Consider the following 22918-nt stretch of genomic DNA (forward strand, 5'->3'; position numbering starts at 1 on the left):
GCAACAAGGAAACCACGAGGGTCCGACGTTATCTAACAGGCGGTTTGGCCATCGAGGCCCGATGACGGACCGGCATCGGCAGCCGCAGCACCGCCGGGTCGGACGGCGGGCCGAGCAGCTTCTCGACCGCCTGCCACCCGAGCTGGTAGTGGGGCAGCGAGATGCTGGTGAGCTGGGGCCGCAGCCAGGCCGCGAGGTCGGAGTCGTCGAACGAGACCACCGACACGTCCTCCGGGATGCGGCGGCCGGCCTCGCGCAGGGCCTGGTAGGCGCCGAGGGCGATGCGGTCGTTGAGACAGATCAGCGCCCGCGGACTGAGCCCGGCCTCGAGGCTCGCGCGCACGGCCTCGTACGCCGAATCGGGCCACCAGTCGCAGGCGACCGTCCCGGCCAGGCGGGCCCCGGCGGCTCGGAGCCCCTCGCGGATGCCGGCCAGCCGTTCCCGACCGGCGAAGACGTGCTCGTCAGGGCTTCCGACCAGGTGGATGTCGCCGCGGTGGCCGGCCTCGAGCACGGTGACGGCCGCGCTGTAGCCGGCGGCCAGCTCGTCCGGGATGATCTGGTGCTGCACCGGCTCGGCCCCCTTGGTGAGGCAGTTGAGCAGCACCACCGGATGCCCCTTGAGCTGCTTGGGGATCCGCACGTAGCGGGTGAACATGCTGGCGTAGACGAACGCGTCGACCTGCCGGTCGAGGAAGTCGGCGATCAGCTTTTCCTCGACCACCGGATCGCCCTCGGTCTCGCCGATGAAGAGCAGGTGGCCGTGGGCGACCGCGGCGGCCAGGGCGCCGTTGATCGCCTTGCCGGCGTAGGGGTCGGAGGCCAGGGTGTCGGAGACGAGGGCGATGGTGCGGGTCACCTTGGTCCGCAGGCTCCGCGCCATGAGGTTGGGCCGGTAGTCCAGCTCCTGAGCCGCCCGGAGCACCCGCTGCCGGGCGTCTTCCGAGATTCTCATGTCCAGGTGACGGCCGGCCAGGACGAAGGAGGCCGTGCTGCGGGACACGCCGGCCCGCTGTGCGACCTGCAGCAGAGTCGCCCGTTGCGGGGGCATGCAACGCAGTCTTCCACGGTCCCCCAAACGGGCACCATGCGAATGTTCGCAGATGCCACGTTGACGTCCGGCGATTTCTCGGCGCACTGTCGGCTCAACCGATCCAGCGCGTGCCCCGGCGGGCGCGACGCCGCCGGACGGGCGGAAGGTGCGCACCGGCGTGTCCCGGTGAGAGCGCGTTGGCGCGCCCCCTCCGGCCGGCGGGCCCGCCGGGGCCCCTGGTCACGCCGGGTGGGTGTGGTGACACCCACCCGGCGTGACATCTCAGACTCCGGTTACCCGTTCCTCGATCGCGTCCAACGCCGACCCGATCGACTTGGCCACGATCACCCGATCGAGGGCCGACGAGCGGACGAAGGCGGTGTCGGCCAGCTGGCTCAGCCAGGCCAGCAGACCGTCGTAGAAACCGTCGGGGTCGAGCAGCACGATCGGCTTGTCGTGCAGATCGAGGATCCCCGTGGTCCACACCTCGAACAGCTCGTCGAGGGTGCCCAGCCCACCCGGCAGCGTGATGAACGCGTCCGACCGGTCGATCATGATGTTCTTCCGCGAGCCCATGTCGCCGGTCACGATCAGCTCGTCGGAAGCCATGTCGGCCACCTCGAGGTCGACCAGCGACTGCGGGATCACGCCGAGCGTGTGCGCGCCGCCGGCCCGGGCCCCGTCGGCCACCGCGCCCATCATGCCGACGCAGCCGCCGCCCGAGACCAGGGTGTGCCCGCGGGCGCCGATCTCTTCCCCGGTGCGGGTGGCGAGGTCGAGCCACTTCTGTTCGAGGGTGCTCGACGAGGCGCAGAAGACGCAGATGGCGGCCACGTCACCCCTGGCCCTGGTTGTCGGCGAGCGCGGCGTCGGCGTCCACGATGATCTGCACGGCCTCGTCCACGTCGTCGGTGAGCTGGATCAGCTCCAGGTCGCTCTCGCTGATCTTGCCGTCGGCCAGCAACGTGCCCTTGACCCAGTCGAGCAGGCCCGACCAGTACGCCGTGCCCATCAGGATGACCGGGAACCGGGTGACCTTCTTGGTCTGCACCAGCGTGATGGCCTCGAACAGCTCGTCGAGCGTGCCGAAGCCGCCGGGCAGCACCACGAACGCCTGGGCGTACTTGACGAACATGGTCTTGCGGACGAAGAAGTAGCGGAAGTCGATCCCGATGTCGACCCAGTCGTTGAGGCCCTGCTCGAAGGGGAGTTCGATGCCGAGCCCGACCGACATGCCGCCGGCCTCGGTCGCGCCCCGGTTGGCCGCCTCCATCACGCCCGGCCCGCCGCCGGTGATCACCGCGTAGCCGGCCTCGGCCAGCGCCGCCCCCAGGGCCGCGGCCATCTCGCACTCCGGGCTGTCGGGGTGGCTGCGGGCCGAGCCGAACACACTGACCGCGGGTGGCAGGTCGGCCAGGGTGTCGAAGCCCTCGACAAATTCCGAGAGGATGCGCAGGGCCCGCCAGGCGTCCTTGGTCTTCCACTCCCGCCGGTGGTGCGAGTCGAGCAGTTTCTCGTCGGCCGTGCTCGGCGGGATCGACTCGCGGCGAAGGGTGACCGCGCCGCGATGACGCTCCGGCGCACCGTCGCGTCGTCCGTTGGTGCTGTCCGTCATGCCTAAAAGGTAGTGCGGACGGTCAGTCACCCGGTGAACAACCGGGTGGGTTTCGGTAAGAGGATTGCGGGTCCGCGACCTTTTTGCCAGATTGAAGCAACGGACGGTAGCCCCACAGCGTCTGATCAGTAACTACAACTCGCGGAAACGCACGACGGGCGAGGGAGCCACCGTGACGACCCGATACGAGCGCTTGAAGATGCAGCGTCGCATGCAGCGACGGATCCGTCTGGTGGTCGAGGAGCGCCGCATGGCGTTCGGCGCCCGGCCCGAGGACGGCCGGGAGGTCCCGGTCGACCCCGAGGCCACGATGGAGATCGAGCCGATGACCGTCCGGGCCATCGGCCGCGTCGCCGTACGCCCGGCCCTCTAGCTCACGAGGCCAGCCAGCGGTACAGCGTCGCCGCCCCGTCCCTGATCTTGCCGATCTCGACGTGCTCGTCGGGGGCGTGGGCCAGCAGCGGATCCCCCGGGCCGTAATTGAGCGCCGGAATACCCAGGGCCGCGAACCGGGCCACGTCGGTCCAGCCCAGTTTGGCCGCCGGCTCGGCCCCGACCGCGGCCAGGAACTCGCGGGCGGGCGCCGCGGACAGCCCGGGCAGGGCGCCCGGTGCGGAATCGGTCAGCTCGACCTCGTAGCCCTCGAAGACCTCGTGGACGTGTTCGAGCGCCTGCTTCTCCGTACGGTCCGGGGCGAAGCGCATGTTGACTTCGACCACACATTCGTCGGGCACGACGTTTCCGGCCACCCCGCCGTGGATCTTGACCGCGTTGAGGCCCTCACGGTACGTGCAGCCGTCGATGGTGACCGTCCGCGCCCGATAGTCCGAAAGCCGCCGCAGCACGTCACCGGCGGCGTGGATCGCGTTGACGCCGCGCCAGGCCCGGGCGGTGTGGGCCCGCCGGCCGGTGGTGCGCACCAGCGCGCGCAGAGTGCCCTGGCAGCCCGCCTCGACCACGCCGTACGTCGGTTCGAGCAGCACCGCGAAGTCGGCCAGCAGCCACTCGGGGCGGGACTCGGCGACCAGGCGCAGCCCGTTGTACTTCGAGTCGATCTCTTCGGCCTCGTAGAACAGGAACGTGAGGTCGTACCGCGGATCGGGCAGGCCGGCCGCGAGGTGCAGGGCCAGGGCGACGCCGCTCTTCATGTCCGAGGTGCCGCAGCCGTAGATCAGGTCGTCGACGACGGTCGACGGGAAGTTGTCGTTGATCGGCACCGTGTCGAGGTGCCCGGCGAGCACGACCCGCTGGTCGCGCCCCAGGTCCGTACGGGCCATGACGGTGTTGCCGAGCCGGTCGACGCTGAGGTGGGACGCCTGGCGGAGCACTTCCTCCACGTTGTCGGCGATCGCCTGCTCGTGGCGGGAGACGGACTCGATGTCGACCAGGGTGCGGGTGAGCTCCACCGGGTCGACCAACACGTCCGGGGTAAGCGGGTTGGCCATAGGCCGCACGATACCGGCCATAGGTGAATCACGACTCGGCTCAGGGTTTTAGTAGGGTTCGGGCGTGGAAACCGCGATCTCGACCTCGCCTGCCTGGGGCATCGGCCTCGCCACCGTCACCGCCGAGGGGCAGGTGCTCGACACCTGGTACCCCGAGGGCTTCCTCGGCCTGGGTGACCTGCCCGCCGGGGCGCCGGCGCTGCCGGCCGGGCTGACCGGGCCCAAGGCGCTGCCCGGCCTGTCGACGGTCGAGGTCCGCGTGACGATCGCCTCACTGGCCGACCCGATCAAGGACGCGTCCGACGCCTACCTGCGGCTGCACCTGCTGTCGCACCGGTTCGTGGTGCCCAACTCGCTCAACCTCGACGGCATCTTCGGCGCGCTGGCCAACGTGGCCTGGACGTCGGCCGGCCCGTGCCCGGCCGACCGGGTCGACGAGCTGCGCTTCCTCGAGCGAGCGGCCGGTCGCCACCTGGCCGTCTTCGGGGTCGACAAGTTCCCCCGCATGACCGACTACGTGGTGCCGTCGGGCGTCCGCATCGCCGACGCCGACCGGGTCCGCCTCGGCGCCCACCTGGCCTCGGGCACGACAGTCATGCACGAGGGCTTCGCCAACTTCAACGCGGGCACGCTGGGCACGTCGATGGTCGAGGGCCGCATCGTGCAGGGCGTGGTCGTGGGCGACAGCTCCGACGTCGGCGCCGGGTCGTCCATCATGGGCACGCTCTCGGGCGGCGGCAAGGACAAGGTGAGCATCGGCGAGCGCAGCCTGCTGGGCGCGAACGCGGGCATCGGCATCTCGCTCGGCGACGACTGCGTGGTCGAGGCGGGCTGCTACATCACGGCCGGGTCGAAGATCACCCTCCCCGACGGCCGGGTGGTCAAGGCGCGCGAGCTGTCCGGGGTCAACGGCCTGCTGTTCTGGCGCAACTCGGTGACCGGGGCGCTCGAGGCCAAGCCGCGCAAGGGCACGGGCATCGAGCTCAACGCGGCCCTGCACGCCAACTCCTAACGCAGGTAAGGGGCGGCCGCCGCTTTGACGGCGGCCGTCAGCTCGTCCAGCACCTCGGAGCCGATCCGCCAGTACTGCCAGTACAGAGGCACGTCGAGATGGCGGCCGGGGTGCAGGTCGACATAGCGTCCGGCGGCGATGTCGGCCCGGGCGATCCAATCGGGGACCATGCCCCAGCCCAGGCCCATGCGGATGGCTTCGATGAAACCCGAGGCCGACGGCACGTAGTGGATGGGCAAATCGGATTCGTCGGTTTCCATGAAGCGATGCTGGAGCCGGTCCCGGCGGTCGTAAAGGATCATCGCGGTGTCGTCCGGGCGCCCGACCGCCAGGTAGCGCAGCGCGCCGAGCCGTTCGATCCGGCAGCCCTGCACAGCGGTGTCATCGGCAGTGACGGCCGCCATGGCCGTCCCTGATCGCAACAGGTCGGCGGTGTAGTACTCGTCATTGGTGTGCAACTCGTACTGCGGGCCGGGCACGGCGGCCAGCGCCGGCAGGAACCACGTGTGCAGCGAGTCGGCGTTCACCACGATCGACACCCGGGTGCCGCCGCGGGCCTGACCGATGGCCTCCCGTTCGAGCAGCGCGACCTGCCCCGCGAAGCGGACCAGGGCCTCACCGGCCGGGGTGGGCACGCAGGGTTTCGTACGCCGGACCAGAACCTGCCCGACCGAGCGCTCGAGGGCCTTGATGCGCTGGCTCACCGCCGACGGTGTGACGTGCAGTTCGCGCGCCGCCGCGTCGAAGCTGCCCGACTCGATCACGGCCTGGAAGGTGGCCAGTTGCGCGAAGTCCACATAAGCGATGCTAATGCAACGTCAAAATCTTTAGTTTGAGTACGCCTAGTTTTAAAAATACGGTCAAAGCCGTGCTCACCTCCATCGCCGCCGGCTTCCTCGCCTCCGCCGTCCTGATCATCGCCATCGGCGCCCAGAACGCGTTCGTCCTGCGCCAGGGCCTGCGCCGCGAACACGTGGTGGCGGTCGTGCTGGTCTGCGCGCTGTCCGACCTGTTCCTGATCCTCGCGGGCATCGGCGGCCTGGGCGCGGTGATCACGGCCCGCCCCGACGCGGTCACAGTGATCAAGTGGTTCGGGGCGGCCTTCCTCATCGCGTACGCGGTGCTGGCCGCGCGCCGCGCCCTGCGGCCCACCGCCCTGCGGGCCGCCGAGAAGGCCCCGGCCACCCTGGGCGCGACGGTGCTGACCTGCCTGGCCCTGACCTACCTGAACCCGCACGTCTACCTCGACACGGTGCTGCTGCTGGGCTCGGTCGCGCAACAGCACCCACACCGCTGGCTCTTCGGCGCGGGCGCGGCAGCGGCCAGCCTGGTCTGGTTCACCGCCCTGGGCGCGGGCGCACACCGTCTGGCGCCATTGCTGGCCCGCCCGTCGGCTTGGCGTGTGCTGGACGGCCTGATCGCGGTGGTCATGTTGGCTGTGGCCGTGATGTTGCTGCTCAGCTAGACGGGCTCGGTCTGTGGACAAGGCGATGGGCGGGCCTGTGGACAACTGGCTGCCTCTCGCTTGACACCCGCGTAAGTTCACCCCACAACGCCCCGAGGCGGGTGGGGGTTAGGGATGGCAGCCTCTGCGGATTCGAAAGATCATCGCGGCTTGACCCTCGACCTGGTCGAGGCGACAGGGTCGGTGAGGTGCGAGGAGACATGCGCGGCATCGGTGAGGTGGCTCGGGCCAGTGGGCTCAGCGTCAGCGCGCTGCGGTTCTACGACAGCGCGGGCGTGCTGGTTCCCGCCGAGGTGGACACAGCGAACGGCTATCGGCGCTATACCGACGAGCAGATGCGGGCGGCCCGGCTGATCGCGGGGTTGCGCCGCGTCGGGCTGCCGGTGGCCGAGATCGCCGAGTGCGTCCGGGACCTGAACGACCCGGCTGCCGTGCGCCGGCGGCTCGAGGCGCACCGGCGGCGCCTCGAGGACGGGCTGGCCGATGCTCAGCGTGAACTCCTCCGCATCCACGCCCTGCTCGACCTGGAGGAGAAACTCATGACCCGCGTCAGCCTGCCCGCCGCCGCTCTGGCCGCCACGATCGATGCCGTCCGCTTTGCCGCGGGGGCCGATCCGGCATTGCCGATGTTGCAGTGCGTGCTGCTCGATGTGACCGGTGGCGTGCTCACGCTCGTCGCGACCGACCGTTTCCGGATGGCCGTGGCGGCGGCGCCGGCCGAGGTCGAGGGGCCACCGATCCGCTCGGTGCTGCCGCTCGAGTTTGTCGACGGTCTGCGGGCCACGCTCGGCGAGGGCTCGGCCGTGCTGGATCTGGGGGCGGATCGCGTACGGGAAGAAGCGGCCTCGCTCGAGGTTGAGCCCCTCGACATCGACTACCCGGATCACCGCCGCCTGCTCGACGCGCTCGGCGCACCCACGACCCGGGTCACGGTCGACTCGGCGGCGCTACGTGATCAGGTCAGCGCCGCGCCCGTCGTCATGAAGGAGCACGACGGGACCACGTACGAAATGGCGCTTCTGGGTTTTCGGGACGGCGATGTGAATGTCGTCCCGGAAGGTGAGGTGCACCTGGCCGTCAACCGCGAGTTCCTGCTGCAGGCCCTGGACGCGGGTGGCACCGGGCAGCTCGTGCTGGAACTCGACGGGCCGATCAAGCCGTTGGCCGTCCGGGTCCCGGGCGACGACTCCCGGTTCTCGATCCTGATGCCGGTCCGGCCGTAGAGGTCGCGGCGGCGTAACAATTTACTTCCGCGTGACAGGTTCGGGCTTGAGTCACGTCACACCGGGTGCTTCGCCCACAGGGGCAGTGGCTACCGTCGTCGGGTGCGCATCGGCCAGCAGTTCGAGGAGTCCGCCGGCGAGCGCGCCACCGGCTGGGAGTTCGCCTGGCTGGACGGGCGCGACGTCGGCTCCGAGCCGTCATGGTCGTACCCGGCCCTGGCCCGCACCCTGCTGCGCCGCGCCTGTTCGGCCCTCGACCTCGACACCGGCAGTGGCGAGTTGCTGGCCGAGCTGGCTCCGCTGCCACCGCACACCGTCGCCGTCGAGAGCTGGACGAGGAACATCCCCGTGGCTCGCGACCGGCTGGCCCCGCTCGCCGTCGAGGTGCTGACCGAGCTCCCCGGCGGCGAGGACGAGTTCGACGTCGTGCTCAGCCGTCACGGCCGGCTGCCCGCGACCGACATCGTGCGGCTGCTGCGCCGCGACGGCACCGTGCTGACCCAGCAGGTCGGCAGCGACGACCTGGCCGAGCTGAACGTGGCGCTGGGGGCGCCACCGGCTCACCGCCAGCCCTGGAACGCCGATGTCGCGGTCTCGGCGCTGACCGCGGCCGGTCTCGAGGTCATCGACGTGCGCGAGGAACGCCCGCCGATGACCTTCCACGACGTCGGCGCCGTGGTCCGCCAGCTGCGGGACCTGCCCTGGCAGATCCGCGACTTCAGCCCGAGGCACTACCAGCAGGCGCTGGACCGCCTCGACACCTACATCCGCCTGCACGGCGGTTTCACCGTCACCGCCCACCGTTTCCTGGTCGAAGCCGTCCGTCCCTGACCCAATCCCCCCGCAGAAAGATCGGCCCATGCGCTCGTTGGTCATCGCCGTCGCCCAACCGCCCGTCCACGCGCTCGACATCGCCGCCAACGCGACCCGGCACGCGGCCGCGGTCCGCGCGTCCGCCGCAAGGCTGGTCGTCTTTCCCGAACTTTCCCTCACCGGGTACGACCTGACGGCGCCCCTCGTCTCGGCGGACGACCCGCGGCTGCGCCCGCTGATCGACGCTTGCGCCGCCACCGACACGATCGCGCTGGCCGGCGCGCCCGTCGCCGGCCCGCACATCGCGACGCTGATGATCGACGGCGAGGGGGCCCGGGTCGTCTACCGCAAGGTCAACCCGCACCACACCGAGTCGCGCTTCGCCGCCGGCCCCGGTCCCGAGGTCATCGAGGTCGACGGCTGGCGCCTGGGCCTGGGCATCTGCCGCGACACCGGCGTCGAGCAGCACGCGGCGACCACGGCGGCGCTGGGCATGGACGCCTACATCGCCGGGGTGGTCGACCACCCGGCCGACGACGTGGTGCTGGCCGAGCGGGCTCGCAAGATCAGCCAGGAGTACGGGGTCTGGGTGGCCGTCGCCTCGTGCGCGGGCGCGTCCGGTCCCGAGTACCCCGAGACCGCGGGCCGCTCGGGCATCTGGGCGCCGGACGGTTCCGTGGCCGCCCGCGCGAGCCGGACGGTGGGCGAGATCGCCCGAGCGACCCTCTACGCCGAGAAGCTGGCCCGCGTCTAGGGCTTCCGGGCCAGCACCAGACTGGTCCGCAGTTCCAGGCGCACCGGCCCGTCGATCGCCGCGTCCAGCCCGTCCAGGGCCCGTCGCTGCTGGTCGGGCGTGTGCCGGCGGAACGGCGAGAACGTCTGCATCAGCTCGAGATACCGCGGCTTGGCCAGCACCGGGTACGTGGTGAAGCGGCGCTCGACCACGGTCGGCCACACTCCCGAGGCGAGCACGTCGTCGCGCACCCAGTGGTCGGCCCGGTCGGCCACCGTCGGATCGACCGAACGCAGCACGTCGCCGATCGCCCGTTCCTGCCCCGGGTCGGCGTAGGCGTACTTGTGGCCGAACACCGCGAGGGTGCCGCCCGGGGCGAGCAGGTCGAAGGCCCGCCGGTTGCGCGTCGCGGCCGCCATCCAGTGCCAGGCCATCGCGCAGGCCACCAGCCCGGGCCGCGACCCGCCCGGCGACCACTCCTCGAACGTCGTCGTGATCACTGCGACCTGCGGAAATTTGGTACGCAGGACAGCCGCCATCCGTGGGTCGGGTTCCAGGGCGGTGAGCCAGGTGTCGAACCCGACCAGCAGCTCGGTGCCCTTGCCGGTGCCGGCCCCCAGCTCGACGATGCCGTCGGGCGGCCCGCCGTATTCGAGGATCGCGTCGCGCACGCCCTCGGGATAACCGGGCCGGACCTCGTCGTACAGGGCGGCCACCTCGCCGAAGACCTGCGCCATGGGCCCGACCGTAGCGGTTAGTCTCGATCCATGCAGCACCATGTCCGGCCGGCGGGGTCGCCGCCCACGAACAACTACAGCCACGCGGTCTCCTACACGGGCCCGACGGTAGTGGTGTCCGGACAGGTGCCGCTCGACGCCGAGGGCCGGCTGGTCGGCGAGGACGACGCGCTGGCACAGACCCGCCAGGTGTTCCGCAACATCGAGACGGCCCTGGCCGCGGCCGGCGCCGGAATGTCCGACGTGGTCAAACTGACGATCTTCCTGACCAACCTCGCGGATCTGGCCGATTTCCGTACGGCCCGCGACGAGTTCATCAACCTGGCCGCGCCCCCGGCCAGCACACTGGTGCAGGTGGCCGGACTGGTCAACCCGGACTTCCGCGTCGAGGTCGAGGCGACGGCGGTCCTCCCGGCCGGTTAAGCCCGGCTCGCCCCGGCGGCCGACAGAAGCATCGCCGGTAAGCCTCTTTCAGGTGAGCGGGGCGCCAAATTCGCTTACCCCATTAGAGGAAAGCTGCCCTTGCAGCACGGCAAGCATCGCGATTAATGCTCGTCTTCGCTCGCGTTTTCGGGGTTACGGCCCACAATGGATCTTTCGAAGGCTTGAGAAGCCGGCGCTCTGCTGATACGTCACCGTTTGTGCTGCCTGATGCAGCCACCAGCGCTTATTGGTGATCGCCAGCGCGGGGTGCGCGCTCGATGTCTCGCGCTGCGGTCAGCCCTACGGGTTAATCCGATCATCGATAGTCGGCTGACTCCGCGTTCTGGATAGGACGGGCAAAAGCACTATCGCTTAGGCCGTCTCCATCGGCCATCTTTGTCGCAGCGCCGGAACGCTTCGAGCCCCGGCCACACCAATTTCGAGCACCTAACGAATTACCCAAACGTTCCAGGAGGAACTTCCCCATGCGTCAGTTCACCAAGCGTTCCGCGGCCATCCTCACCGGCTCCGTTCTCGCCGTCGCCGGCGGAACCGCGGCGTTCGCCTACGCAAGCGGCTGGTTCCAGGGCAGCAGCAACACCACCGTGGCGACCTCCACGATCGGAAACGTCACCGCGACCATCGACCTCCGCGCCGGTGGGGCCACCAACAAGTTCTTCCCGGGCAAGATCGTGCAACTGCAGGGCGTCTCCCTCAACAACCCGAACGACTACAAGGTCAAGATCACCGCGGTTGACGTGATCACCGTCGAGGGTGGGGGTGACTGCACCCAGTCGCTGGCCGGATTCAGCTTCCCCGAGCTGAACACGTCCACTGTCTTCGACCCCGGCACGACGGCATCGGTCGATCTGGGCGACCTCAAGATGTCGGAGAACGCCAGCGAGCTCTGCGCGAACAAGCCCGGCATCGTCGTCAAGGCCACGCTCAAGGGCGAAGTCGCGGCATGACGTTGAGGGAAGTGGGCGGTCACGCGCCCACTTCCCATCATCAGGTCCTGATCACTTCTCAGCGAACGAGGCACCTGTGAAGGCATGGCGATCGGCCGTCACCGCAGCGGCGACGCTGGCCACGGCGTTCATCGTTGCCGGCAGCCAGCAGGGGGAGCCCGACAGGCAGGACATGGTGCTGACCCACGGCGGCCGCGACTCTTACGGCAATGTGCGGTTCACCCTCAGCGGGCGGCCGGTGACCGGCCTCTACCCCGGGGCAACCCGGCAGATCAAGATCACCGTGATCAACCCGTTCGACTTCCCGCTCTCGCTGCAAACACTGGATGGCCGTCTGGTCGGCACAGACCGCCGTGCCTGCCCCGCCACCGGCGCGACCTTGCGGGTCGCCGCCTACAGCGGCCGGCTTCCCGTCACGATCAAGCCCTACGGCCGCACCACCCTGGCCGGCTCGATCCCGGTGACAATGCCCCGCAATGCCACCCCGAAGTGCGCGAACACCAAGTTGCTGATCTCCCTCGCCGGAACCGGCAGAAAGGCCGGCCGATGAGGAAGCGCACGACATACGTCCTGATCAGTGCGACTGCCGCTGCGGTTGTCGCGGCTGGAACCTTGACCGCCAACGCCGCGTGGGTGATCGGCGGCAGCGCCAAGGTCACGACTCGGTCCGCGAAGATGCCCAAGGGCACCAAGCCGAGTGTCGCGAAGCAGTCCAAAGCGGCGGTCGTGAGCTGGAGCGCTCAGGAACTCGTGCCGGGCGTCAAGATGGATCGCTACACCGTCACCGCGCACAGCCAGGACAACCCGGCCAAAGAGGCGCTCGTCCGCGAGGTCGAGGCATCCGGCGGTGCCAGTGAGTCGGTCACCTTCGCCGCTTCCGCAGTTGCCGGTAGCAAGTGGAAGTGGGCCGTCATCCCGCACTACGCCAAGTGGTCCGGGGCCGAGGGCGGCCTGAGCAAGGCCCTCACCTTCCCCGCCGCTCCGGCTGCCCCGGCCGCGGCCAAGGTCGCGGAGCCGCCGCCGGCCGCCAAGGTGGTCGCGCCCACCACGCCACCGACGACCGTGGCGCCGACGACCGAAGCCACCAAGAAACCGGCCGCCGAGCCCGTCACTACGGCGCCGGCGCCGGAGCCGGAGAAGACCGAAGACGAAACTGCACCCCCGGCCGCGTCCTCGCCCGCGGTGCGGGAGCCTGCGAGCGCGGCGCCGGAACCGTCCGCCAGCGGTTCGGCCGGCGAAGGCATTCCGAAATAGGTGGGGTAATGATCGAGCCCGCGGCGGGGTCCCACGCCGCGGGCTCGATCGATTTTGTGTACCCGGACGGGTTAGGCGGAATATTCGAATTCTGGCCGACATTCGGCGGATGCCCGCCTGGCCGGACCGGGGAGAAACGGCTTCGGGCTCGGCCTGACGTCCGTACGCCGGGAAAGCCTTTCCTTGACCCTCACGGGGATGAATATGGCCGGGCCGGAGCCGCCCTGACGGCAATCTACCCCCTGGTCAGGGGCGAGTTCGATGGACGATGCATTGACGGCGATTTGCCGAACCGATCCCCCTTTGGGGGTAAGCCGGACAGCCTCAACTGTGCGATTTATGCGCGCAGAACCGGGGACGGAATCCCGATCACACGACCACGCGTCGTCGGCGACCGTTATTAGACATGAAGTCCCCGTCCGTCGCTGAAGGAGGAACGCGCCGCATGAGCAAGACCGAGGCACGTGTAATGCGGCGTGATCTATTGACCCGGCTTCGGGAGGGTGGCGGCTTGAACGACCGCGGACCCGACGGCAACAGGATCACCGACATGCACATCGAACTGGATCCGGCCGACCACGAGGAGCCGACGTGGGAGGTCCGGCACCCGTCAGCGCCGGCTCGCAAGAGGGGCCTGGACCGGCGTACGCGGATCATCCTCGGCATCGCCGCGGCGCTCGCGATCGTCGTCAACGCGGGCGCGGCCTGGTCGTACTGGCAGATCACGGGCTCGGAGGTCGCGCAGGCAACCGACGGCGCGCCGGTCGAGCTGTCGTTGCGGGCACGCTCCGACCTGAACGTGGCACTGCGGGCGGGCGCCACCGGCAACCTGGTCGTCACGGTCACCAACGACAACTCGTTCCCGATCAAGATCACCTCGGTGACCGCGAACGGGACAGTCGTGGCCGACCCCGAGCATGAGAAGGCCGGCTGCCGGGCCACTGGTGTCAAGCTGAGCCGGTCCAAGTACTCGGTGCTGTGGGAGGTCGGCAACAACTCGATCGGCGCCTTCAACGTGCCCGGCGCCCTCACCATGCGCTCCGACTCCCCCAAAGCCTGCCAGGGGGCCACCTTCACTGTTCCGGTGCGGGTCTCCGGCGTACGCCGGGAACTCTGACCCGCGCTACTCCGTCTCGGCCGCGGTCGGGCGCTGGTGCCGCGCCCGAGGCCCGAGCAGGTCAGCCGCGAACGGGCGGTGGTGCCGGCCGGGGTGGGCGGTGAGTTCGCGGATCTCCGGCGGCACGACCACCGAGGTCCGCAGCACCGCGCTGGCCCGCTCGGCCGAGTCCCGCACCACGTCCTCGTCGTGGCTGGCCGTCTCGATGCCTTCGGAGACGACCCGGGCCATCGCCGCCCCGTACACCCGGGCGTCCTGGATCTCGCGCTCGTGGATCAGGGTCGCCTCGTGCTCGCGGCGGCGGGCCAATCGGGCCTCGTTGCGTTCGTAGCCGTTGCCGCGGGAGGCGAACTTGAGCCCCACGGCCGCGCAGTCGAGCGCCACGAGCAGCAGCGTGATCCCCAGATAGAAGACCCCGACGCCCCAGAAGTCGCTGGTCACCAGGTGCCACATGGCCGCCGTGCGGGCCCCGAAGCCGGAGTCGGCCTCGACCGCCGTCTCGTTGGCCTCGCGCTGCTCGCCGATCTGCCGGGTCAGGGCGGACTTCTCGTCGGCCCGGGCCTCGCGGGCGGCCCGCTGGGTGTCGAGCAACCGGCCGGCCCGCACGTCGAGCGCGGTCGCCTCGTCGTCCAGCCCCCGGGACCGTTTCACGAGCTGGTCGCAGGAGCCGCCGGCCGGGCAGCCGGCGGCCCGGGTCACCCCGTCGCCGGCCGAGTCGTCGACCGCCTGCTGATAGAGCGTGCGGGCGTCCTCGCGCTTCTGGGCGGCCCGGTCGTTGAGGGCGCGCACGGCGGCGTCGTCCCCGGCCGTCTCCCGGTCGAGCTGGGCCAGCCGGGCGGTCCAGGTGCCGACCACGCCGTCCCGGTCGATGCGGCTGAGCTGCTGGTTGTGCACCTCGTTGAGGCGCGCGTCGATCTCGCCCTGGTAGCGGGCCAGCATCAGCGGTTCGGTGATGAGCACGGCGAACAGCAGGGCCAGTCCGAGCCGGCCGGCGTACAGGCCGATGGTCGGTTTTTTCAGCAGGTGTTTCGGATCGGTGGAGTCGACCTGTTCGTAGCTGATGGCGACCCGCCCGACCACCGCCCGGTCATAGGCGACGACCCCGGCCGCGACCAGCGGACCGACCAGCCAGCGGTACCAGGGGTGCTCGTAGTTGGCGCCGGCGTCGATGAACGCGGCGCCACCGAGCGTGGCGTAGACGAAGTACAAGAGGATGAAGACGCCGATGGCGGAGTACAGCACCCGGTCGGTGTGGGTGGTCACGCTGGCCGGGTTGACGTTCGCCACCCGCAGCAGCACGTCTCGGCGGCCCTTCGGCATGCAGCCGAGTCTTGCTGATCATGCCGCCCGCCGCGCCCGAAACGGCATTATCCGGACAGAGCGGCCTCCGCCGATCGTCCGAGGGCGGTCGGCGTCAGGGGGCGAGTTCGGGCGGGGTGATCGTCACGCGCACGGTCACCGAGGCCTGGACCGTCTGGGGCTGGGGGTCGATCTCGAAGCTGGCCGACTCGGGCGTGCCGGCGTCGAAGGCCATCGCCCGCATCATCGGACCGCCGCCGCCACCCGTGCCGTCGTCGGCGATCTCGACCAGCTGGTCGATCCGGGCGCCGACGGCCGCCGCGTACTCACGGGCGCGGGACAATGCGTCGGCGATCGCCTCGCGGCGCACGTCGGCCCCGGCCCGGCTGCCCGTGCGCAGCTGCCACCAGGGCCCGGCCACCGCCGCGTGCTCGAGCGCGGCCAGCCGCAGCAAGAGCTGACCGAGCGGCTCGAAGTCGGTCACGGTCACGGTCGTGGCGACATTTCCCGTGTACGCCACGACGCGCTCGCTCCCCCGCTTGAGCTCGGGAAACACGCGCACGCCACCGGTCTCGCGCCGCTCGATCGCGTCGCCCGCCTCGGCCAGCAGGGCGTGCAACTCGGTCGAACGCTCGAGCAGCCGCGACACCACGGTCTCGCGGTCACGGTCGCGCGCGGACAGCGTGACGGAGAGAACGGCCTGCTCGGGCGGCACCTCGCGGAACGCCTCGCCGCGGACCACGATCGTGGGTTGATCCACCATGCCCCGACGCTACCCGGCCGGTGCACATTCCGCGCCGGCCGCGGGACGGGCCAGCTCGGTCAGGCAGTCGCGGGCGTCGGCCCCCAGCCGGTCGGTGTCGGCCGGGGTCAGCGGCCCGGTCTCGGCGCTCTCGATGCGACCGCCCCGCACGTGCAGGCGGAACAGGCCACGCGGACCGATGATCACCCGCAGGGCCGGCTGCTCGCGGCCCTCGTCGATCAGCCGGTAGGCCTCGGTGATGCGACCACGGGCCGCGTCCACGATCTCGCCCCGCTCGACCAGCGGGGCCAGGGCCGCGCTCATCCGCGCCGATTCCAATGCCTCGAGCAGACCCGCGGCGACCCGGGCCGGACCCAGCGCCCGCCACCAGCCGGGTCGCAGGCCTATGTCGACAAAACGACCGACCGGATCGACAACGGCGTAGGCCGTGCCGGTGCGATCCGATCCTGTTATCCGATTTGGACGATATGAAGTCACCGGTGCTCCCCCGATCTCCGGTACGACCGAGAGTAGCGCACCGGGCGGGCCGGGCGAGTGCCATAACAGACCGGGTGAAACCGCGCTGATCAGGAACTACGTCGTGCCCGAACCACCATGAAGACCGAAAGACCGACGATCAGCAGCAGTACGCCGACCGCCACGATCACTATCGGCGACGGCCCCGGGTCGGGTGTGGACGATGCCGCGGCCGGGGCCTGCACCGGAATCCGGGCCGGAGCGGAACTGGTCTTCGGTGCGGCCCGCGGCGCGGTCAGGGCGGCCATCAGGTCGAGCTGGCCGGCGCCGTACCGGTTGTCACGGCCCTTGGCGCCCCGGTCGATCGCCGTCTCCATCAGCCGGTCGACGACCTCGGGCGCGCGCATGTCGGGGTAGCGGGCCCGGATCAGCGCCACCGCGCCCGCGACCAGGGCCGACGAGACGCTCGTGCCGTTCGTGACGGCGTACTTGTTGCCGGGCCGGGCCACCGGGATGCCGACGCCGTACGTCACCAGGTCCACTTCGGGGCCCCGGTTCGAGAACGAGGCCACCCGGTTGTTGCGACCGACCGAGCCGACCGCCACGACGTGCGGGAACACCGCCGGTTCGATCACCCCGCCGCCCCCGTTGCCGGCCGCGCCGACCAGCACGACGTCGTTCGCGTAGGCCTCGGCGATCGCGTCCTCGAGCACCTGGTCGGACGGCACGTCGAAGGACATGTTGATCACTTTGGCGCCGTGCTCGACCGCCCACCGGATGCCGTTGGCGATCAGCAGGTCGTCGTTGACCGGCCGGATCGGCATCACCTTGCTGCGCGGCGCGACCCCGACCAGCCCGGCCCCGTCCCCGTGGCCCCGGCCCGCGATCAGCGCGGCCATGCCGGTGCCGTGTGGCCCGGTGTCCACATTGTCGGTCGGCTCCTCCCGCGTGACGACCCAGCCCGGCACGGTGGCCCCCCGCAGATCGCGATGCCCGGAATCCACACCGGTGTCGATCACGGCAACGGTCACGCCGGCGCCGCCCCGGCCCAACTCCTGAGCCTCAGCCAGCCGCATCGGCCCGAAATACCACTGCCGGTCCCGCCACGTGTCAGCCTGAGCCGGTACGCCGGTGAGCAGCACAACAAGCACAGCGACCCCCAGCCCAGCCACCACCCGCCGAGCAGTCGCCCACCGCGCGGACGGCCGGGCAGCGCCCACCAAACGCGTTGCCGGCTGGGTAGCACCCTCCGAACGCGTTGCCGCCCGCGCAGCGCTTGCACCCACTACTTCAGCCTGCCCACAACTCGGAGCAGCGGACGAAGGCTGCGTGGCGGCCGCTGCCGAACCGCCGCGCCGAGTTGAGCGGATCACCCGCGGCGGCCGATCACATTCGGGCCGGGGTCGTGCCAGTCGTCGTCGACGCCGGGGCTGATCACCGGGGTGACTCCCTCGGCGACCTGCCACAGGTTGTCCGGGTCGAAGCCGGTCGGCTCGTCACCGCTTCGCGATCGGGTCTGACCACGACCGCCCGCGCCCGACGGGGCGAGATGCCGATCGGGACCGACCGGATCGTCGGGCAGCCAAGCCGGACGCGGCGCACGCGCGGCACCCCGGCCCCCGCCGGCCGCACCGGCACCTCGACCGCCGGCAAACTCACCGCCGCGTCGACCGCCGCCGGCCGGGCCACCCACAGGCCCGCCGAAACCGCCGGCCCCAGCTCCGCCCGAGAAGCCCTCGGCCGACGCACCGCCGGACCGGATGTCGTCGCGGTCGTCGGCAGATCCGCGCCGCCCGCCGGCTCGTCCCCGCGCTGCTCCCGGTCCCCGCAGGCCACCACCAGCGCCTCGGACGAGACCCGCTCCGGGGCCGCCGACCCCGTTCAGCTGCGGCCCACCGGCACCTCGTCCGACGCCACCACGGCCCGGCTCACCTTCGAGGGAGCCCGCGCCAGGACGAATGCCGCCACGGCCCCCGCCGCGACCACCCGCCGCACCCGGGCTACCGACACCGCCCGAGCCCAGACCGCCAACGCCGGGTCCAACCACACCACGGCCGCCAGCCGCGCCCGGGCTACCCACACCACGGCCGCCGATGCCGGGGCCGCCGAGCGAGCCCGGGCCGCCGATCACGGCGCCCGCGGGCAGCGTCCGGCCGGGCAGCGGACCACGACCGGGCCCGCCGATCGGCGGACGCGCCGCGCCGCCACCACCAACCACCGGCCCGCCACCGGGCAGAACGCCAGGCACTCCGGTCAACGGCGGAGGCGCCACCGGGCCACCACCAGGTACCGGCCCGGTGCCCACGGGCTCACCCAGACCCGGCAGTGTCGCCGGCGGATTGATCACTCCGGCCAGGTCGGGACCACCCGGGCGTACCCCGGAACCGATCCCGCCCGGACCCGGCCCGCTGATCCCTGAATCGGCCCCGGAAGGACCGGCCGGATCAGGGGCGATCGGGTCGAGGCCGGGCAGCGGCGGCACCGGGTCGTGCGGCACGCTGGTGCCGATCCCCCCGGAGCCCAGCCGCCCTGACCCCGAGCCCGGCCTGCCGCCTTCCCCTGGTCCCGGGGGCGGCGGCCACTCGTGGGTTCCACCGACGCTGAACTCGAACGGGTCGGGCACCCGGAGGTCGGCCACCGCGTCCGAGACCGCCCGCTCCATCGCGATCATGTGGTTGCGGGCCTCGGCGTCGATCTCGTCCTCGGCGCTGTCGAACCAGCGTGGCACCAGGTCGTCACTTTTGTCCTTGTACTTCTCCCAGAGCGGCTCGACCGCCTTCTTGGCCCCGTCGAGCGCGTTCAGGATTCGGTCGAGCCCGGTGGCCGTGGTGTCGGCGTCGGCCGAGGCCGCTTCGAGCCGCACCATCAGCCGGTCGAGCTCGTTGAGGAACGCCTCGGCCGAGGCGTTCTGGTCGGGCGGCCACGCGGCCATGAGGTCGGCCTTGGCGGTCGACAGGGCCTGATGCTGGCTGCGGATCGACGACGCCAGCCGCCGCCAGCCGAGCACCTGTTCGCGGGCGAGCGCGTCGTCCTCGTTCATCACCATCGACCAGATGCGGGGCGTGTTGAACGCGTCCCACGCCGTGCAGTATTTGCTGGTGAGCACCGGCTCGGTCATATCGCACGCGCCGTTGCGGGTGCGGTGCGCTGCTCGGCGGCGACGCGGCGGGCCTGGGCCTCGCTCGCGGCGGCGGCCAGCGCGCCGGTGATCCAGTCGGTGCGCTGGGCCGAGCGGTCGTCGGATGCGTCCAGGGCCGCGGCGACCTTGGCCGCCGCGTCGGCCAGGACCCGGGCCGCGGCCATGTATTCCTCGACGTTGGCCGTCGAGGCCTCCACACTGGCCGCATAGCGATCCTTCGCCGCGTGCACGCTGCCGCTGGCGTTGTTCTGCCCGAACCGTACGCCGGTTCCGAGCGTGACCCGGGCGTCCGAATAGCCCGGTCCGAGGGTGCGGGACGTATCGTCCTGCACCTGGGTCGAGAACTTGTTCAAGCCGTCGGTCTCGACGCGAATGCCGTCACTCACGACCGCCTCCCCGTAGCTACGTCGTCTCGCAACGCACCGAGGGTACTGACCGCTGTCGACCTGTCAACGCCGTGAGCGACGGCATGATCACTAAGGGTCTAGATCAAACGGGCTACGGCCGCCGCCACTCTTTCGTCGGTGGCGGTGAGCGCGATCCGCACGTGCTGCTCGGCGGCGGGGCCGTAAAAGGCGCCTGGAGCAGCCAGGATGCCGCGGTCGGCCAGCCAGTCGACGGTCTTCCAGCTGTCCTCACCGCGCGACGACCACAGGTACAGGCCGGCCTCGGAGTGAGTGATTTCGAAGCCCGCCCCGGTCAGAGCCGTTCGCAACTGCTCACGTCGCGCCGCGTAGCGCGAGCGCTGGGCGGTCACGTGTTCCTCGTCGCCGAGCGCGGCGATCATCGCCGCCTGCACGGGAGCCGGCACGATCATGCCCGCGTGCTTGCGTACGGCCAGAAGCTCCCGCACCAGAGCCGGGTCCCCACCGACGAAGCCGGCGCGGTAGCCGGCCAGGTTGGACCGCTTCGACAGCGAGTGCACGGCGAGCACGCCGGTGTAGTCGCCCCCGGTGACCCGGTCGTCGAGCACCGAGACGGGTTGCGTCTCCCATCCCAGCGACAGGTAGCACTCGTCGCTGACCACGATCGCGCCCCGCTCGCGGGCCCAGGCCACGACCTTGCGCAGGTGCTCGACCGGCAGCACCCGGCCCGTGGGGTTGGACGGCGAGTTGATCCACACCATGCGTACGCGGGAATCGGGCCCCACAGCCGTCAGCGAATCCGACCGCACGGCCGTCGCGCCGGACAGGCGCACGCCGACCTCGTAGGTCGGGTAGCAGACCAGCGGGATCACGACCTTGTCGCCGGCGCCGAGGCCGAGCAGCGTGGGCAGCCAGGCCACCATCTCTTTGGAGCCGATGGTCGGCAGCACACCGAGCTCGCCCGAGGCCCCGCAGGACCGGGCGATCCACTGCGCGAGGGCGGCCCGCAGCGCCGGCGTACCCGCGGTCTGCGGGTAGCCGGGCGCGTCGGAAGCGTCGGCCAGCGCCTGCCGGATCACCGGCGACACGGGGTCGACCGGGGTGCCGACCGAGAGGTCGACGATGCCGTCGGGATGCGCGGCGGCCCGGGCCTTGGCCGGCTCCAGCAGATCCCACGGGAAGTCCGGCAGGACCGAGGAGAGCACGTTCAGCTCTCGCCCCGGGGCGGCTGGCCCGCGATGAACGGCGTGTCCTTTTCGATCTTGCCGACCTTGGCCGCACCACCGGGCGAACCGAGGTCTTCGAAGAACTCGTAGTTCGCGGTGGTGTAGTCCTTCCACTGGTCGGGGACGTCGTCCTCGTAGAAGATCGCCTCGACCGGGCAGACCGGTTCGCACGCACCGCAGTCGACGCACTCATCGGGGTGGATGTAGAGCATCCGGTTGCCTTCGTAGATGCAGTCGACGGGGCATTCCTCGATGCACGCCTTGTCGAGCACATCGACGCATGGCTCAGCGATGATGTAGGTCACGGGTCTTTCCCTCCAAAGCCACGCCTGCGGGGACCGCCGGCGACAGTTGCAGAGCCTAGTATCCCCGTCGGAGGAGGTGACACGTGCTCCGTCGGCAGGATGTGGGACACCGGGTGGTGGTACGCCGAATTGTAGGCGTTGCCCAGAATCGCACTCTCTACACGGATGCCCTGGGTGAGCTGGTCGACCTCACGGAGACCGATCTCACCATCGCGACCGCCAAGGGCACGCTCCGGGTGCCGTTGCGCGAGGTGCACCGGGCCAAACGGGTGCCCGCCGCCCGCCGTCCGCCCGCGGCCGAGGTCATCGCGCTCGAGCTGGCCGCGAACGACGCCTGGCCGGCCCCGACCCAGGGCCGCCTCGGCCACTGGATCCTGCGCGCGGCCGAGAACTGGACCGGGCGGGCGAATTCGGCCCTGGCCGTGGGCGATCCGGACCGCCCGCTCGAGGCGGCCATCGACGCGGTCACCGAGTGGTATTCGGCACACGGCCAGCGGGCGCTGATCAACGCGCCGCTCCCGCTGGCGGCGCCGGTCAACGCCGCCCTCGACGACCGGGGCTGGGGCGCCCGGCCGCTCACGCTGGTGCAGACCGCCGTCGTACCCACCCTGCTCGACGGCCTGGCCAAGCGGGACCTGCCGCCGGTCGAGCTGGCCGACTCACCCGGTGACGACTGGTACGCCATGGTCGCCGAGCACAAGGGCACGCTGCCGGCCACCGCTGTCCGCATCCTCACCGGGCCCGCCGAGGTGGCGTTCGCCCAGGTCCGCGACGCCGACGGCGAGCTGCTGGCGGTCGGCCGGGGCGCGGTGACCGGCCCCGACCACTGGCTGGGCGTCGCACTGCTGCAGACCGCCCCGTCGGCCCGCCGCCGAGGCCTGGCCCAGCACGTGCTGCGCGAACTGGCGCAGTGGGGCGCCCAGCACGGCAGCACCCGCGCCTACCTGCAGGTCGAGGAGCGCAACACGAGCGCGGTCGCGCTCTACGGCCGGGTGGGCTTCACCACCCACCACACGTACCTGACCCGGGAGGCCCCGGCCGGCTAGCGACGCACGATCTTGCGCGGCTTGGCCTGACGCTGCTGCGAGTAGGCCTTGAGCGAGCGCGAGCGGTAGTCGCGGGCCATGGCCACCGAGATCCAGTAACCGACCAGGGTGCCGCCGCCGGCGAAGGCCAGGTACAGCGCGAGCTGGGCGAAGAAGCTGTCGGAGCCGTTGCCGAACGGCTGGTCGCCGCTGACGAACGGTCCCACCAGGAGGGTCAGCAGCATGGCCCCGGCCACGCCGAGCACCCAGTCGGGAACGAGCCACTCCGACGGGCGACGGTTGTGCGACACCATGAACGCATAGACGGCGAGCACGACACCGATGACCGCGAACATGACGATCGTGGTGCGCGTCTCGGCCGCGTCGTTGTCGGTGAACGCGAACCGGGTGACCAGGCGGGCCACCACGTTGATCGCGAACAGGCCGACCGCGAGCGCCGCGATCGGGAACCAGCGCTGCTGCCTCATGTGCCCTCCCCGGG

General features: G+C 70.9%; 27 protein-coding genes. 12 read left to right on the forward strand and 15 right to left on the reverse strand.

What is annotated here, in order from left to right:
• Positions 1-28 precede the first annotated feature (28 nt).
• The 3 genes from M1L60_RS17025 to M1L60_RS17035 all read right to left on the reverse strand — a co-directional run bounded on the left by M1L60_RS17025 (position 29) and on the right by M1L60_RS17035 (position 2648).
• Positions 29-1051 (reverse strand): LacI family DNA-binding transcriptional regulator, encoded by a 1023-nt coding sequence (locus M1L60_RS17025; RefSeq protein ID WP_253238405.1) that lies wholly within the window; start codon positions 1049-1051, stop codon positions 29-31.
• Positions 1052-1315: 264 nt separating this feature from the next.
• Positions 1316-1867, reverse strand: coding sequence for an LOG family protein (locus M1L60_RS17030; RefSeq protein ID WP_253238406.1), 552 nt, complete (start codon positions 1865-1867; stop codon positions 1316-1318).
• Between the two features lies 1 nt (position 1868).
• The gene (locus M1L60_RS17035) at positions 1869-2648 is read right to left on the reverse strand and encodes an LOG family protein (protein ID WP_253238407.1); all 780 of its coding nucleotides are present in this window, start codon (positions 2646-2648) and stop codon (positions 1869-1871) included.
• 172 nt (positions 2649-2820) lie between these two features.
• On the opposite strand from M1L60_RS17035, the gene M1L60_RS17040 reads away from it, so the two are divergent.
• Positions 2821-3021 carry a hypothetical protein gene (locus tag M1L60_RS17040; RefSeq protein ID WP_253238408.1) on the forward strand — a complete coding sequence of 67 codons (201 nt, stop codon included), beginning with the start codon at positions 2821-2823 and terminating at the stop codon, positions 3019-3021.
• Position 3022: 1 nt separating this feature from the next.
• Here M1L60_RS17040 and dapE read toward each other — a convergent pair whose 3' ends face one another.
• A complete protein-coding gene (dapE, locus tag M1L60_RS17045; RefSeq protein WP_253238409.1) occupies positions 3023-4093 on the reverse strand; it encodes a succinyl-diaminopimelate desuccinylase in 1071 nt (356 codons plus the stop codon).
• 64 nt (positions 4094-4157) lie between these two features.
• Here dapE and dapD point away from each other — a divergent pair, with 64 nt between their 5' ends.
• On the forward strand, positions 4158-5105 hold the full coding sequence (gene dapD, locus M1L60_RS17050) for a 2,3,4,5-tetrahydropyridine-2,6-dicarboxylate N-succinyltransferase (RefSeq protein ID WP_253238410.1): 948 nt from the start codon (positions 4158-4160) through the stop codon (positions 5103-5105).
• Here the strand turns inward: dapD and M1L60_RS17055 are convergent.
• Positions 5102-5902 carry a LysR family transcriptional regulator ArgP gene (locus tag M1L60_RS17055; protein ID WP_253238411.1) on the reverse strand — a complete coding sequence of 267 codons (801 nt, stop codon included), beginning with the start codon at positions 5900-5902 and terminating at the stop codon, positions 5102-5104. The genes dapD and M1L60_RS17055 overlap by 4 nt on opposite strands.
• 71 nt (positions 5903-5973) lie before the next feature.
• Between M1L60_RS17055 and M1L60_RS17060 the strand changes: the two genes are divergently transcribed.
• From M1L60_RS17060 to M1L60_RS17075, 4 genes are all read left to right on the forward strand, one after another.
• Entirely contained in the window at positions 5974-6570 is a 597-nt protein-coding gene (locus tag M1L60_RS17060) for a LysE/ArgO family amino acid transporter (protein WP_253238412.1), read from the forward strand.
• 200 nt (positions 6571-6770) lie between these two features.
• Entirely contained in the window at positions 6771-7793 is a 1023-nt protein-coding gene (locus tag M1L60_RS17065) for a DNA polymerase III subunit beta family protein (RefSeq protein WP_253238413.1), read from the forward strand.
• A gap of 102 nt (positions 7794-7895) precedes the next feature.
• Positions 7896-8624 carry a class I SAM-dependent methyltransferase gene (locus tag M1L60_RS17070; RefSeq protein ID WP_253238414.1) on the forward strand — a complete coding sequence of 243 codons (729 nt, stop codon included), beginning with the start codon at positions 7896-7898 and terminating at the stop codon, positions 8622-8624.
• Between the two features lie 28 nt (positions 8625-8652).
• On the forward strand, positions 8653-9360 hold the full coding sequence (locus M1L60_RS17075; RefSeq protein ID WP_253238415.1) for a carbon-nitrogen hydrolase family protein: 708 nt from the start codon (positions 8653-8655) through the stop codon (positions 9358-9360).
• On the opposite strand, the gene M1L60_RS17080 is transcribed toward M1L60_RS17075, so the two are convergent.
• On the reverse strand, positions 9357-10076 hold the full coding sequence (locus M1L60_RS17080; protein WP_253238416.1) for a class I SAM-dependent methyltransferase: 720 nt from the start codon (positions 10074-10076) through the stop codon (positions 9357-9359). The genes M1L60_RS17075 and M1L60_RS17080 overlap by 4 nt on opposite strands.
• A gap of 30 nt (positions 10077-10106) precedes the next feature.
• Here M1L60_RS17080 and M1L60_RS17085 point away from each other — a divergent pair, with 30 nt between their 5' ends.
• The 5 genes from M1L60_RS17085 (at position 10107) to M1L60_RS17105 (ending at position 13838) form a co-directional block, all read left to right on the forward strand.
• Positions 10107-10499 carry a RidA family protein gene (locus M1L60_RS17085; RefSeq protein ID WP_253238417.1) on the forward strand — a complete coding sequence of 131 codons (393 nt, stop codon included), beginning with the start codon at positions 10107-10109 and terminating at the stop codon, positions 10497-10499.
• Between the two features lie 485 nt (positions 10500-10984).
• Positions 10985-11467 carry a hypothetical protein gene (locus tag M1L60_RS17090; RefSeq protein WP_253238418.1) on the forward strand — a complete coding sequence of 161 codons (483 nt, stop codon included), beginning with the start codon at positions 10985-10987 and terminating at the stop codon, positions 11465-11467.
• Positions 11468-11543: 76 nt separating this feature from the next.
• Positions 11544-12017 carry a hypothetical protein gene (locus tag M1L60_RS17095; protein ID WP_253238419.1) on the forward strand — a complete coding sequence of 158 codons (474 nt, stop codon included), beginning with the start codon at positions 11544-11546 and terminating at the stop codon, positions 12015-12017.
• 62 nt (positions 12018-12079) lie between these two features.
• Positions 12080-12721: a hypothetical protein gene (locus tag M1L60_RS17100; protein WP_253238420.1), complete on the forward strand. Its 642-nt coding sequence runs from the start codon at positions 12080-12082 to the stop codon at positions 12719-12721.
• A gap of 511 nt (positions 12722-13232) precedes the next feature.
• Positions 13233-13838, forward strand: a complete 606-nt coding sequence (locus M1L60_RS17105) for a hypothetical protein (protein ID WP_253238421.1) — start codon at positions 13233-13235, stop codon at positions 13836-13838.
• 6 nt (positions 13839-13844) lie between these two features.
• Here M1L60_RS17105 and M1L60_RS17110 read toward each other — a convergent pair whose 3' ends face one another.
• The 8 genes from M1L60_RS17110 to fdxA all read right to left on the reverse strand — a co-directional run bounded on the left by M1L60_RS17110 (position 13845) and on the right by fdxA (position 21391).
• A complete protein-coding gene (locus M1L60_RS17110; RefSeq protein WP_253238422.1) occupies positions 13845-15158 on the reverse strand; it encodes a DUF4407 domain-containing protein in 1314 nt (437 codons plus the stop codon).
• Between the two features lie 94 nt (positions 15159-15252).
• Entirely contained in the window at positions 15253-15900 is a 648-nt protein-coding gene (locus M1L60_RS17115) for an SIMPL domain-containing protein (protein ID WP_253238423.1), read from the reverse strand.
• A gap of 9 nt (positions 15901-15909) precedes the next feature.
• A complete protein-coding gene (locus M1L60_RS17120; RefSeq protein ID WP_253238424.1) occupies positions 15910-16377 on the reverse strand; it encodes a hypothetical protein in 468 nt (155 codons plus the stop codon).
• A gap of 89 nt (positions 16378-16466) precedes the next feature.
• The gene (locus M1L60_RS17125) at positions 16467-17507 is read right to left on the reverse strand and encodes a S8 family serine peptidase (RefSeq protein WP_253238425.1); all 1041 of its coding nucleotides are present in this window, start codon (positions 17505-17507) and stop codon (positions 16467-16469) included.
• A 218-nt stretch (positions 17508-17725) separates the two neighbouring features.
• Positions 17726-19462 (reverse strand): hypothetical protein, encoded by a 1737-nt coding sequence (locus M1L60_RS17130; RefSeq protein WP_253238426.1) that lies wholly within the window; start codon positions 19460-19462, stop codon positions 17726-17728.
• 8 nt (positions 19463-19470) lie between these two features.
• Positions 19471-19881: a hypothetical protein gene (locus M1L60_RS17135; protein ID WP_253238427.1), complete on the reverse strand. Its 411-nt coding sequence runs from the start codon at positions 19879-19881 to the stop codon at positions 19471-19473.
• Between the two features lie 98 nt (positions 19882-19979).
• On the reverse strand, positions 19980-21065 hold the full coding sequence (dapC, locus tag M1L60_RS17140; protein ID WP_308208500.1) for a succinyldiaminopimelate transaminase: 1086 nt from the start codon (positions 21063-21065) through the stop codon (positions 19980-19982).
• A gap of 2 nt (positions 21066-21067) precedes the next feature.
• Positions 21068-21391 (reverse strand): ferredoxin, encoded by a 324-nt coding sequence (gene fdxA, locus M1L60_RS17145; protein ID WP_253238428.1) that lies wholly within the window; start codon positions 21389-21391, stop codon positions 21068-21070.
• An 83-nt stretch (positions 21392-21474) separates the two neighbouring features.
• On the opposite strand from fdxA, the gene M1L60_RS17150 reads away from it, so the two are divergent.
• Positions 21475-22437, forward strand: coding sequence for a GNAT family N-acetyltransferase (locus tag M1L60_RS17150; RefSeq protein ID WP_253238429.1), 963 nt, complete (start codon positions 21475-21477; stop codon positions 22435-22437).
• Here M1L60_RS17150 and M1L60_RS17155 read toward each other — a convergent pair.
• The gene (locus M1L60_RS17155) at positions 22434-22904 is read right to left on the reverse strand and encodes a hypothetical protein (RefSeq protein ID WP_253238430.1); all 471 of its coding nucleotides are present in this window, start codon (positions 22902-22904) and stop codon (positions 22434-22436) included. The genes M1L60_RS17150 and M1L60_RS17155 overlap by 4 nt on opposite strands.
• Positions 22905-22918: the final 14 nt, after the last annotated feature.

Source organism: Paractinoplanes aksuensis (genome assembly GCF_024137025.1).
Lineage (GTDB): Bacteria > Actinomycetota > Actinomycetes > Mycobacteriales > Micromonosporaceae > Actinoplanes > Actinoplanes aksuensis.

What these genes read in the sequence shown, in the direction of transcription:
- M1L60_RS17115 (WP_253238423.1), bottom strand. Translation starts at nt 15,900, where the DNA reads ATGGTGGATCAACCCACGATCGTGGTCCGCGGCGAGGCGTTCCGCGAG.
- dapE (WP_253238409.1), bottom strand. Translation starts at nt 4,093, where the DNA reads ATGGCCAACCCGCTTACCCCGGACGTGTTGGTCGACCCGGTGGAGCTC.
- M1L60_RS17075 (WP_253238415.1), top strand. Translation starts at nt 8,653, where the DNA reads ATGCGCTCGTTGGTCATCGCCGTCGCCCAACCGCCCGTCCACGCGCTC.
- M1L60_RS17025 (WP_253238405.1), bottom strand. Translation starts at nt 1,051, where the DNA reads ATGCCCCCGCAACGGGCGACTCTGCTGCAGGTCGCACAGCGGGCCGGC.
- M1L60_RS17035 (WP_253238407.1), bottom strand. Translation starts at nt 2,648, where the DNA reads ATGACGGACAGCACCAACGGACGACGCGACGGTGCGCCGGAGCGTCAT.
- M1L60_RS17065 (WP_253238413.1), top strand. Translation starts at nt 6,771, where the DNA reads ATGCGCGGCATCGGTGAGGTGGCTCGGGCCAGTGGGCTCAGCGTCAGC.
- M1L60_RS17090 (WP_253238418.1), top strand. Translation starts at nt 10,985, where the DNA reads ATGCGTCAGTTCACCAAGCGTTCCGCGGCCATCCTCACCGGCTCCGTT.
- M1L60_RS17080 (WP_253238416.1), bottom strand. Translation starts at nt 10,076, where the DNA reads ATGGCGCAGGTCTTCGGCGAGGTGGCCGCCCTGTACGACGAGGTCCGG.
- M1L60_RS17110 (WP_253238422.1), bottom strand. Translation starts at nt 15,158, where the DNA reads ATGCCGAAGGGCCGCCGAGACGTGCTGCTGCGGGTGGCGAACGTCAAC.
- M1L60_RS17155 (WP_253238430.1), bottom strand. Translation starts at nt 22,904, where the DNA reads ATGAGGCAGCAGCGCTGGTTCCCGATCGCGGCGCTCGCGGTCGGCCTG.
- M1L60_RS17085 (WP_253238417.1), top strand. Translation starts at nt 10,107, where the DNA reads ATGCAGCACCATGTCCGGCCGGCGGGGTCGCCGCCCACGAACAACTAC.